Raw genomic sequence first — 11,939 nt, 5'->3', positions numbered from 1 at the left:
CAACTGATGGGGTCCACCTCAGTGAACGACATCCAGTTGCACCTTGGATGTATCGTCAGTTATTAGGTAATCATCCTTGCGCCATTCCATTGATCGCTACTCCCTGATTTATAACAGCAATTAGGCAGCGCGCTTTATCATTGAAGAAATTTGACTGGGTCATCATTACTGCCGGTAAACCATCAATCACGCCACACATAAATCAATGAAACGATAGCTTAGCCAAGCATGGCCATCTCTGCCATGTAATCATTGAGCGCCCGCGATTTGCTCCGCCAATCATACTGGATCAAATGGATGTATGTAAATCAGCAAGTACAGAATAGAGCCGGCCCATCCAATGGCTCAATGTAGCGGTGTCTTTTCGGCCCAGTCTTGATTGGATGTTTTGTTGATGAGGAACTCGACGAAACCCGGCAGGAAAGTCCTTTTCAAGCCTCTTATTGGTGGGCCAACGTAAGGAAGTCTTCACCAACGACCAGCCCATAGCCGAAAGCTTTGAGTGCCAATCGTATTTTTCAGATGGTTGCTTCAGAAGCAGTGTCGAGAGTCTTGCTTCAGAGCCTACGGTATCAACCTCCACCAATGCATAATTCTGGTTTTGATATCTGAACACACGGTAAAGCAAGTATCTTGGGTTGCCATCTGGCAGTCGATATTTCGAGTGACCTTTCAGCGCCGGTAGCGGAATCATTTCTTCAGCCACGATTCGGCAACCTTTGATTTCCAACAGGTCGCTCATGGCAATAAATGCTTCAAATTTGTGGGTGAATAGATGTGAATCCTCACTCTGGTCATCAATGCCATCAGAAACACCCGCTGGCAGCTCTCCTCGAACGGTTGGCTCATCAGTACTGACATCCGTTGTGCCGTCAGCCAGATCAACAACGCCTCCCTCTGATTTTCCCTTTCTGGCAGCAGACTTACGTCTGCCATCCGAAGGCTTGCGGGTAGTGTAAGCAGGCTCGGAGAACTCCAATTCTACTTCCGGGACCTCCAGCACGTACTCATCTGCACCGGTAGTTGGCAGCTCGTCATCATTAATCTCCGGTGGGCCATCCGTTCCCCCTCTTTCTGTGGTACTGCCTTTTTTCCCTGCTTTTTGCTCCTTGAATTTCGGATCGAAGAACTCTATCTCTTTCGGGATCTGGCTGCTCAGGTTTGTAAGACTGTGTATTTCATACACGAAAAAAAGCTCAGACTCTTTGGCGTATTGACCTCGCACCTTCATTTTCACGTTTTCTAAAGGCGGGGGATCGAAACGGAACGGCCAGTACCGGCGACCATTTCTAACTTCGCCCTCTGTCAGTTGGTATTGGGCGATGCTTTGAAACGAGTTCCGAACCTTTTTATCCAACAGAAGCCACGCCAGCATTCTGCGTTGGCTGGGGTTACCTCGCACTACCCTAGGCAGTGAGCTACTTGGCAAGATATGGATCTCTGCCCTATTCGGGTTCTCACCCATCTGAACGTCGAATTCCTCGTCTAATCCATTCGGGTTCATTGCTAGGCGAGTCAGGTAGGCAGAATGGAAAAAAAGGGCCCGGGCCATTTCTATTTGTGGCAGGAAAAACTGTGTATCGCCGGCTTCAAAGCTAAAACACCATTGCTGCCGGTCTCCCTGCCTGCGAATGTTTACTATTGGACAGTCGGCTATCCGGCAAGACGACCAGGTGCTGGTACTGTTTATCTTTAAGTCCTTTTCATAACCGGCAACTTTGGAGCCTCCGGCCTTTGTCACATTTAACGCACGCCGCCTCGGTATCAGGCCCAGCTGGGATATGCCAAACTTTTCCTTTTCTTGGGCCGGATCCAGCTTCACCTCGATGTACCAGTTTGGAGTTCGCAGATCACGAACCATTGAGCCAATTTCTTTAACCTGGCTGTTGTCCTTGATTCCCTTGATCGTTGGTGTCTTCTTCGTTCTCTTCGAGGCCATGCAAGTAATCCCGTGCTTGGTCGGTAAGCCGTGTTTCACTTAGCCCGGCGATACGGATCAAACGCCAACGTGGTGGGTACTGAAACTCCTGCTTTAATTCCCACCAAGCGTTTCTCAGCCGCCGTACCTGGTATTCGGGAACGCTTTCGGTATAACGTGCCAGCAGTCGCCGGGTTCGCGGCAACCGATCGAGTGTCTTTTCCAGCGTGGAGAGCTTACCCAGTTGTTTCAGCAAATACGTTTGTGAATGCCGGGGGCCGCGTGGGGCCGCACGCAAAAACCTGAGAATTTCCCGCAGTTTGGTTAAATAATGCCGGTCCCGCTGCCGCCAATCAATTCTCGGTTTTCTTTTAAGAACCTGTGTTCGTGGTTGAGCTTGATTGACCTGCTTCAGCCACAATCGATCGTACCGATACAACCGGGCGTAAAGTGCCGGGGCCGCCACACGGGCCTTTTTCGGTGACCGGTCTGCCAGCATTTTAATCCAGTCGTTCTGATCTGGCGTCAAACCATCTTTAGACCCAATGTGTGCCTTTCCGGTTGACTCTAATGATTCTGGAGGTACGGGCAAGGGCAATTCTCTGACACCCTCAATAACATCGGTAATAGACCAGCACTCAGGGATCAACGCTTGGTGAACAACGATGTGCTGCAGATAGCTAAAGGATTTCCGGTGCTTCCGGAAAATCGCTCGTAGCCAGCAGTAATCCGAATTCCGATCTATTCCCAAACCATATCGGCGCAAAAACCTCGCAGGCCAGTGATCTGAAACAGACTTGGCAATGGCGGCATGGTCAATGTGAGCCTGGCCGCGAATAAAACCAGACTGTTGAGCCAATCGGTGGTAGTGAGAAGACCACTGGTCATAACTCGGTGAAATGGCCGGTCGCTGTTCCAATAGCTCCCTAACCTGAGTCAGAACCATCTTTGATTCGTTACGAGCAGGTTTTTGAGGGAATATCGGACAAGTGGCTGGCGAAGCGTCATGGTAGCGGTGCTGATCGACTAAGGGGCGGGTAATGGCCGTATGTAAGAGTTCGCCGTGCTTCTCACAACAGTCCACTCCGGCTATCTGCCACTCCCGCTTCCAGAAATACTCTCCATAGGTACGTTGTTGCTCTTTGAGGCACCCGGGACAATATCGAACACGGCCAGGCACTTTTACAAGCGATGCAGCGACACCCATCGCCAGGTGGGCCGCACCTCGAGATTTTCCAGCCATCCATGCCAGGCACCGTTTTCGGCGTTCTTCCGGGATAAACGGGGCATACAAGGGGAATAGCGTGTGGCAGTAGGCAATCACTTCAACGCTATAATCAGGGGGCAGCCACCGAGAAATCCTCGACAATTGATTGGGCAAATCCAGCGTTGCAATAACATTGCGGTTGCCATAAATTTCGGTCAGTAATTCCTTGGGGCTGGCAATTCCTTTCCGAATACCTGCCCTGGCCACTGTGCTATATATCAGCTCCTCAGGGTACGGAACCGGGAAGTTCAGCATGGCAGCTAAGCCTGGTTACCAAAACCGAGCCACTCGTCGCTGTTAAAAACCAGACCCGATTGACGCGCGGCATCCAGCATTTCGTCCTCGTTCGCCGCCTGGGAGTGCATAAAGCGCAAATCGTCTGACTCAAGGGTGTGCCATTCTTTCACTTTGATCGATTTGATTTTTTGCTTTTCCGTAACCGGTGGCGCCTGCTCGAAAGACGGGTACCAGTTAAGAATGATGGGCATCAGGTCTTTCAGCTGTAGGTCAGGGTACTCCTCGAACGCTCGTTGAATTAACGGTTCCAACAGGTCTGATTCATGGCCCAAATCAACCAGCAGGTTGTGCAGCCGAATTGCCTGATCGTTGCCGTTGTACTGAACGGATTTCCGGATCTGGTCTTTGCTTGAATCCAGGAGGGTACTGAGCTCCAAAATCTTCTTATCCACATCAGGGATCGTGAGGTCTGAGTATTGGGCTATCTTGCTCGGGTCTCCGGAACGCAGAGCTTCCATCATCGGGTGTATCGGCTTCAGTTCGTCGTGATAAACCTTTTTCATGATATTGGGCGTGATTCGTTCCGTGCCTGTTACAACCGCCCGTATCTGGGACAACACGAACAACTTGATGACGACATCCATGATGCCCTGAGACAAGTCGAACCAAAGATCCCTTAAATCATCCGGCATAGTGTCACTGGCTTTGGTCAGCCACTGGTACTTCCAGAGCTTTTTTGTGAATGCGCCCCATTCGGTTCGATCTACATTTTCTTCAGCTGTGGGCTGGCGCAGGGGTTCCCATAATATGGAGCCAAACCCCGCCCCGCGCCGAGCAGACCTCAGGTCGGTTTCAAAGACAGGTCGAGCCTTTGGTGTTCCGACCATTACCACCGGCACGGAGATCTCGTTTACCAACGTTACGAAGAAGTTCAGCATTTTCTCCGCTCCGCCTGAGGCGCGAACATTCAAGTGCTGAATTTCATCAATGACCAGTAAGCCAATCGCATAGGTGTTTGCCAGCTGCGACATCAACGCAATCATTGTTTCTACGCCGTGGCGTTTTTCTCCGTAGCGCCGGACATAATCTGTTCCTAGAATGGAATCGATTTCCCGGAAAAAGTTATGGCATAGGCTCTTGAGAGCACCATCGTGGGGGCAGTCGATTTTCAGGAAGACAATCTGTGTGAAATTGTGTTCCGGGTGGTGAATCATCTGCGGATACGTTGCCAGAATACGGTTCAGAGAGCTGGTTTTCCCGGAGCCCGAGCACCCGATAAACGCCAAGCTTTTCGCAGTCGACTCAACATGGTCAAACCGGAATGCCTTCAAGTCTCCACTCTTGATGCGCTCATAGCCGTTCTGTAAGTGGGCCGAGAGGTCGCCAGTAGCAATGTTTCGACCCACGTACCCCTGGCGCAGCATGATCGAGATTTTTGCTTCCAGCTCAATATGGCGTGCCAGCGGCTGAAAGAAGCCGTCCAGTAGCTGGGAGATGATATGAACCCGTCTCTGACCGTCCAGATATATTTCGGACGGTCGGAGCTCCGTGGTCTCACTGAGCCCGGCTATGAGCTGTTTACGGTCTGGAATTGGCGGTAAAGCCTCAATCAGTGGATTTCCATGGTATGACGGTATTCCCGTGTCCTGGTAAACAGCAGTTACCATGCCGGAAGGTAAGGTCATTCGTCGTCTCCAAACAGCTCATCCAGTAAATCCGGATAGGCGCCATCGTCGGGTTTGCCATGTAGGTAGGTTACATCAGATTTCGGTTTCCTATTGTCGGGCTGCCGGGCTTTTGTCTGTTCGGCCCTTTGAGCATCTCGCTCTTGCTTGCGATTATCTCGTATGCCCCTGACCGTTTCGGCTTTGGATTGCTGTTTATTGATGGTGGGACGGGAACGCTCGGCGTTTTTGATGGTGTTGCTGACCAGATTTTCCAGGTCCCGTTTACTGATTGTCTCGGCCACTTTTGCGGCGCTCGTGGCTTTTCGCTGTTCTTCCTGGCTGGTCCATAACTCCCACATGGACTTGCCGCGAAACTGGCGTGAGCGATCGGTCAGAGAACACACCCAGTATTCCGAACTGTCTTTTTCCGGGAACAGATAAATATGATCAGCCACTGCAGGATCGTAGGCTGCCTGAAGGTCTGTGACTCTGCGTTCTCCGTTACGGTGGAGCCATCCGGAGGCTAACAACTCCTTCGACGTGTAGTAAGCGCCAAAACAACTAACCCCCAGATCAGAAAGATAGACTTTTTGACGCGGCAACAAAGCAATCCGCAGGGCTTGTTCCGATACGTTCTTCAACCGACCAGTTCGATTCTTTATGCCCCAATTCCAGATATTGAGCGGGGTTAACGCCATATCGTTTGGCATATCCGGATCACGGTCGTACTTCGACAACACGGCATATTGATTTCGGTGAAGAATCGAGGCGACCATGATTTGGGTGAAATCGTCCAGAGTTAGCGTTGCATCCAGCCTGTAGTCCTTTCCGCCCTGCTTTCTAACTTTTGTGCCTGTTACCACACCGGGCGTAAACGGCTTGAATTCTGCTTGGAGGGTTCGGAAATAACGCTCGACAATGCCTTTTGCATCTCCCCGGTATGGCGGGGTGGTCTCAATGCGCACGCCAAATGCTTTTTCCAGGGATTCAATCTGGTGCCCCAGTAATTCCCCACGGTCCGCGAGAATCGCATCTGGCACGCCAACGGTTGGCCACTGCTCTGAAGTAATCTCCGCGCCATAACGGGCACAGAGTTCAGACTTGTCTAACATCGACGTAGACAGTGCATTCATTGCTGTCACATAGGATGGGTTTTCCAAACCGATGTAGAAGCCGGTCACCATGCGGCTAAAAACATCAACCACCACATACAGAGTAGGACGACCGATGACTCGTTGCCGGTCGGCCGATAACAGGTAAACATCGGCAATCGTCGCATCAACTTCATACCTTGAGCCTGGCCCCACCACTCCTGCTGTGGCAGTCCCTATTAAGGGCCGAATATCTTTTTGGTAGGAGATTCTGTTTACTCTAAGGCGAATGCGGTCCGCATTCTCATACTCTCGGTGATAGAAATATCTTATTTGAGCAATTGTTGGATAATCTTCGGGCTGCACATTCGGGTTGGCGGCCTCGAACATGTCGATGAATCGTCTATGGGCGTATGGCAGGGAATGGCCTTTGTCGTTCACATAGTAGCGATCAAGTACCAGACGGAACATCTTTTCGATGGAGGCATCAACGGTAATCCCGGTACCCGGTGAGGTTTTCCGGGGTCGACCCAGTTTCTTCTTGGAAACTTTTTTCTGCCCTTTTCCCCCGGATTTTCGGTAATCCGGCAACAGAGCGTTGGGCATTGCACCGCGCTGCCAGTACTGCCGAAGGTTTTTATAAAGCGATTTCCTGGGTGTGCCAGTTTCATCGCTACGCGACTGAACTAACCGGCCCCTGCCACTACGGTAATAAATTTCTTCATCAGCAAGCAGATGAGCTATTAATTCATATCGCTGATCCCGAATCACCTGGGCTTTACTGCCTTGTTCGACGATCAGTGCGGCAAGCTCCTGATAGGGATCTTCTACCCGGCGCAGTGATTCATCAAGTATCCATTGTTCGATCTCAGCGGTTCTTACCAACTCCGGCCATGCTTTATCTGAGTCAATATTTATCCAGAGCACATGTTGGTCCGCCAGTGCCAATATGCGATGCCGTTCCTGCTCCAGCTGGAAGACGTCATTGATTCGCAGCATAACTTGCCCTCAGCAGCGCGATGTCCTCAACCACCTGTAAGTCTTGTGATACCAGCTTGATCCAGGGAATGGATATATCAAACGTCAATGCCCTTAAAGCTGCCAGCGCCCGTAATCTTGCGAGCGATGTGCCTGGCTCCAGTGAATAGGAATGGTCAACCATCATGCCGACATCGGATAGCCTGGCATTAGGATTGTTTGCCAACACCTCGACATAGATTGGCAAACTCTGGAATAGGATCTCCAGGCTCTCACTTTGGACCCGGGCCGAGTAAAGCAGATCCAGATTTGCCATTACGATAGGAGGCATCTGCTTCTCGGTTATCAGATACCAGGGGATGCCTTTACGTTTCCAATACCGGCGCTCAATTTCCAGTTTTTCGACTGTGCGCGAATCCATGAGGTCGGGCGAGGTTTTCACCTGAACGGCGAATCTCTTTGGCCCGGAAGGCGTGGAAAGGTCAACCACAAAATCGCTGGACATGATCTGATGGTATCCGCCTGCTTCGGGGTGGCGAATATTGGCTTGCTCAGCCACTGAGAGGGTGTCTTCTATTCGGAGAGGAAATTGTTCACGGATGTCGGTGACATCCGGGTTCCATTCAAGTAGCAGGAACGCGGCTAACTCTGTATCTGAGAAGAAATGATGAGTTCGTCCTGTCAGGTGGCCCATCACTCGATGCGAGCGCCCCCTGGAAGATAGATCTCTGACGGTCAGCCATGGATGGTAATCCTTACCGCTGCCTTTACCACGTTCTTCTTTGATCCACTTCTGGGTTTTCTTGTCGAGTTTGTAGTTGGCCATTCCCTATCACTCCCGAGGAGAATAGCCTAACTTTGCCACATAGGCCGCTAGTTACCAACTTTATTATAAAGTTACCAACTCTTTTATGGTGTTACCAACTTTATTATGACCCCACAAGGCTTTTGGCACGGGTGACCGTGCTTATTCCACCGTCACACTCTTGGCCAGGTTACGGGGCTGGTCTACGTCAGTGCCCTTGATAACGGCAACGTGGTAAGACAGCAACTGCAATGGCACGGTGTAGACAATCGGCGCGGTAATCTCGTGTACCGACGGAATCTGCATCACATGGATGCCCTCTTCCGCTTTCACCTGTGCAGCCTTGTCGGCAAACACAAACAGCTCACCACCCCGGGCCCGGACTTCTTCCAGGTTGGACTTCAGCTTCTCAACCAGGTCGTTGTTCGGCGCCACGGTGACCACCGGCATCTCGCTGTCCACCAGCGCCAGCGGGCCGTGCTTGAGCTCACCGGCCGGATAGGCTTCGGCATGGATGTAGGAGATCTCTTTAAGCTTGAGCGCCCCTTCCATGGCCACCGGGAACTGGGAACCACGGCCCAGGAACAGGCTGTGGTGCTTGTCCATAAAGGCCTTGGACATTTCTTCGATGTCTGCATCCAGTGCCAGCACATCGCTGACCTGCTTCGGCAGCTGGTGGATAGCGCCCACGATCTCCGCTTCCTTCTCTTCGCTCAGGCCGTTGTGACGGGCCAGGGCCAGGGTGAAGATCAGCAGTGCGGTAAGCTGGGTGGTGAACGCCTTGGTGGAGGCTACGCCAATCTCGGGGCCGGCCTGGGTCATGATCACCAGGTCGGATTCCCGCACCAGGGAGCTGCCCGGTACGTTGCAGATGGCCAGGGCCGCCCGGAAACCGGCTTTCTTGGCCTGGCGCAGGGCGGCCAGGGTATCGGCGGTTTCGCCGGACTGGGAGATGCACAGGAACAGGGTATCCGGCTGGATCACGTGCTTGCGGTAGCGGAATTCGGACGCAACTTCCACGGAGCAAGGGATGCCGGCCAGGTCTTCAATCCAGTAACGGGCCACCATGCCGGCGTGGTAGGAAGTACCACAGGCGATGATCTGCACATGGCGCACGTTTTCCAGCAGGTTGGCGGCGTCGGTGCCCAGGGCCTGTTCCAGCACACGGCTGTCGGTGATGCGGCCTTCCATGGTGGCCTTGATCACTTTCGGCTGCTCGTAGATTTCCTTGAGCATGTAGTGGCGGTATTCGCCCTTGTCGGCGGAATCGGCACCGTGCTCGAAACGGGTAATGGCGCGCTCTACGGCCATGCCTTCGCGATCATGGATCTCGATGCTGCCTTTGCGGATGTCGGCAATATCGCCTTCTTCCAGGAACATGAAACGGTCGGTCACCGGCAGCAGGGCCAGCTGATCGGAAGCGATGAAGTTTTCACCGATTCCCACACCAATTACCAGCGGGCTTCCCTGACGGCACACTACCATGTGATCCGGCTCATCAGCGTGGACAACGGCCAGGGCATAGGCGCCGCGCAGGCAATCCAGGGCAGTTTTCACGGCCTGGTACAGGCCGCCACCGGCCCGGTAGTTTTTAGCGATCAGGTGCGCCACTACCTCGGTGTCGGTCTGGGACGTGAACTCGAAGCCCTCGGCTTTCAGTTCGTCCCGCAGTTCCTGGTAGTTTTCGATTATGCCATTATGAACGATGGCCAGGCGGTCACCAGACATGTGGGGATGGGCGTTGAGCTTGGACGGCTCGCCATGGGTCGCCCAGCGGGTGTGGGCAATGCCCACGTGGCCTGCAACCGGGTTCGCGGCGATAGCGTCTGCCAGGGCAGCTACCTTGCCCACTTCCCGGGCCCGCTGTACCTGGTCGGCGCTGCTGATTACGGCCATACCGGCGGAGTCGTAACCCCGGTATTCAAGGCGGCGCAGGCCCTCCAGCAAAATACCCTGGACATCCCGTTCAGATACCGCTCCTACAATCCCACACATGCTGTTATCACCTGTTCGTTAATCGTTGGTTACGCTTTTTTCAGCCGTTCCCAGCCGGAGATGTTTCGCTGCTTGCCGCGGGCCACGGCCAGCTCGCCTTCACTGATGTCCCGGGTGATGGTGGAACCGGCACCGATGGTCGCCTGGTCCGCAACAGACACCGGGGCCACCAGCGAGGTGTTGGAACCCACAAATACGCCATCGCCCAACACAGTCTTGTGCTTGTTCACGCCATCATAGTTACAGGTGATGGTGCCTGCACCAACATTCACATTACGGCCCAGTGAGGCGTCGCCCACGTAGCTCAGGTGGTTGATCTTGCTGCCCTCACCTACCACGGCTTTCTTGGTTTCCACAAAGTTGCCAACCTTGGTGTTGGCGGCCAGTTCGGTGCCCGGGCGCAGGCGGGCAAACGGGCCAATCTGGGCGTTGGCGCCCACCACCGCACCTTCGATGACACTGTTGGCCTTGATCTCGGCACCGTCGGCAATGGTCGCGTCCTTGATCACGCAGTTGGGGCCGATTACCACGTTGTTGCCGAGGCTTACCTTTCCTTCGAACACGGCGTTAACGTCAATCCACAGGTCGTTACCGATGGTCAGCTCGCCGCGAACATCAATGCGGGCAGGATCGGCCAGGGTGGCACCTTCGGTCATCAGGCGCTCGGCCTGCTGGCGCTGGTACCAGCGTTCCAGCTCGGCCAGCTGCAGGCGGTTATTCACACCCTGAACTTCAAACGGGTTCAGGGGCTGGGAAACCGTGACCGACAGGCCGTTATCCACAGCCATGGCAATGATATCGGTCAGGTAGTATTCACCCTGGGCATTACTGTTGGATAACGTCGGCAACCAGCTTTTCAGGTGGCTGGCCGATACCGCCAGGATGCCGGTGTTTACTTCGTTGATATCCTGCTGCTCGGCGGTGGCATCTTTCTGCTCTACAATCGCCTGAACCTGCCCCTGGTCGTTACGGACAATCCGGCCATAACCGTGGGGGTTGTCCATATCCACGGTCAGCAGGGCCAGGTTGCGGTCGTCCAGGTCACTGACCATGGATTCCAGGGTATCTTTTCGGGTCAGCGGAACATCGCCATAGAGTATCAGTACCCGGGCGTTATCCGGCAGGTCCGGCAGGGCCTGGGCCACGGCATGGCCGGTACCCAGTTGTTCGGTCTGGAGCACCCAGTTCACCGAGTCGTCATGCAGCGACGCCCGTACCTGGTCCGCGCCATGGCCGATCACCGTGTGAATTTTCTCCGCGCCCAGTTGCTTTGCGGTGTCGACCACATGGTGCAACATGGGCTTGCCGGCTACCGGGTGCAATACCTTCGGCAGGGCGGATTTCATCCTTGAACCCTGACCGGCGGCCAGGATCACAACGTGTAGCGGGTTCATGGGGCGTACAGCTCCAAACTCTTTATCCGGTAGAAAATAAAAAACCGCGTCCCGGCGGAAACCCCTCTGTTTCCGGTAGGAAACACAGAGCCCTCCACCTGAGGATGCGGTTCACTGTCAGGCCAGTCCGGGCACTGACGCAAGCCTGCTTAACGCAGGTTCTTGCGCAGTTTCTGGATGGTACGCAGCTGAGCGGCGGCTTCTGCCAGCTCGGCGGCGGCCCGGGAGTACTCAAACTCGCCTGTCTTATTCGCCAGTGCCTTCTCGGCTTCCTTCTGGGCTTCCAGTGCTGCGGCTTCGTCTACATCCTTTGCACGAACCGCAGAATCAGCCATCAGGGTAACCAGGTTAGGCTGCACTTCCAGGTAGCCACCTGAAACGTACAGAATCTCCTCGGTGCCACCCTGCTTGATGATCCGCACTGCGCCCGGCTTGAGCGCAGACAGCAGCGGAGCATGGCCAAACTGGATACCAAGCTCACCCTCGGTACCGGTGGCGATCAGCATCTCCACCAGACCGGAGTAAATTTTTTCCTCGGCACTTACGACGTCACAATGTACGGTCATAGCCATTTCTTACGCCTCTTG

At 53.8% G+C, this 11,939-nt stretch carries 8 protein-coding genes; all 8 read right to left on the bottom strand.

The window, feature by feature from the left end:
- Positions 1 to 289: 289 nt before the first annotated feature.
- A complete protein-coding gene (locus tag B2589_RS07180) occupies positions 290 to 1,939 on the bottom strand; it encodes a Tn7-like element transposition protein TnsE (protein WP_286811841.1) in 1,650 nt (549 codons plus the stop codon).
- Complete coding sequence (locus B2589_RS07175) at positions 1,875 to 3,440, bottom strand: TnsD family Tn7-like transposition protein (RefSeq protein WP_286811842.1); 1,566 nt, start codon at positions 3,438 to 3,440, stop codon at positions 1,875 to 1,877. The genes B2589_RS07180 and B2589_RS07175 overlap by 65 nt, the downstream gene beginning before the upstream one ends.
- Before the next feature lie 5 nt (positions 3,441 to 3,445).
- Positions 3,446 to 5,107: an AAA family ATPase gene (locus tag B2589_RS07170; protein ID WP_286816073.1), complete on the bottom strand. Its 1,662-nt coding sequence runs from the start codon at positions 5,105 to 5,107 to the stop codon at positions 3,446 to 3,448.
- The gene (locus B2589_RS07165) at positions 5,104 to 7,179 is read right to left on the bottom strand and encodes an integrase catalytic domain-containing protein (RefSeq protein WP_286811843.1); all 2,076 of its coding nucleotides are present in this window, start codon (positions 7,177 to 7,179) and stop codon (positions 5,104 to 5,106) included. Before B2589_RS07165 ends, B2589_RS07170 begins: the two co-directional genes overlap by 4 nt.
- Positions 7,163 to 7,984: a TnsA endonuclease N-terminal domain-containing protein gene (locus B2589_RS07160; protein WP_091704497.1), complete on the bottom strand. Its 822-nt coding sequence runs from the start codon at positions 7,982 to 7,984 to the stop codon at positions 7,163 to 7,165. The genes B2589_RS07165 and B2589_RS07160 overlap by 17 nt, the downstream gene beginning before the upstream one ends.
- A 141-nt stretch (positions 7,985 to 8,125) precedes the next feature.
- Positions 8,126 to 9,958 carry a glutamine--fructose-6-phosphate transaminase (isomerizing) gene (gene glmS, locus B2589_RS07155; RefSeq protein ID WP_286816072.1) on the bottom strand — a complete coding sequence of 611 codons (1,833 nt, stop codon included), beginning with the start codon at positions 9,956 to 9,958 and terminating at the stop codon, positions 8,126 to 8,128.
- Between the two features lie 29 nt (positions 9,959 to 9,987).
- Positions 9,988 to 11,352: a bifunctional UDP-N-acetylglucosamine diphosphorylase/glucosamine-1-phosphate N-acetyltransferase GlmU gene (gene glmU, locus B2589_RS07150; protein WP_286816071.1), complete on the bottom strand. Its 1,365-nt coding sequence runs from the start codon at positions 11,350 to 11,352 to the stop codon at positions 9,988 to 9,990.
- A gap of 149 nt (positions 11,353 to 11,501) precedes the next feature.
- Positions 11,502 to 11,924, bottom strand: a complete 423-nt coding sequence (locus B2589_RS07145; RefSeq protein ID WP_058342158.1) for a F0F1 ATP synthase subunit epsilon — start codon at positions 11,922 to 11,924, stop codon at positions 11,502 to 11,504.
- Between the last annotated feature and the right edge of the window lie 15 nt (positions 11,925 to 11,939).

Source organism: Marinobacter sp. UBA3607 (genome assembly GCF_002375525.1).
Lineage (GTDB): Bacteria > Pseudomonadota > Gammaproteobacteria > Pseudomonadales > Oleiphilaceae > Marinobacter > Marinobacter vinifirmus.
This window is presented reverse-complemented; position numbering and strand designations above follow the sequence as displayed.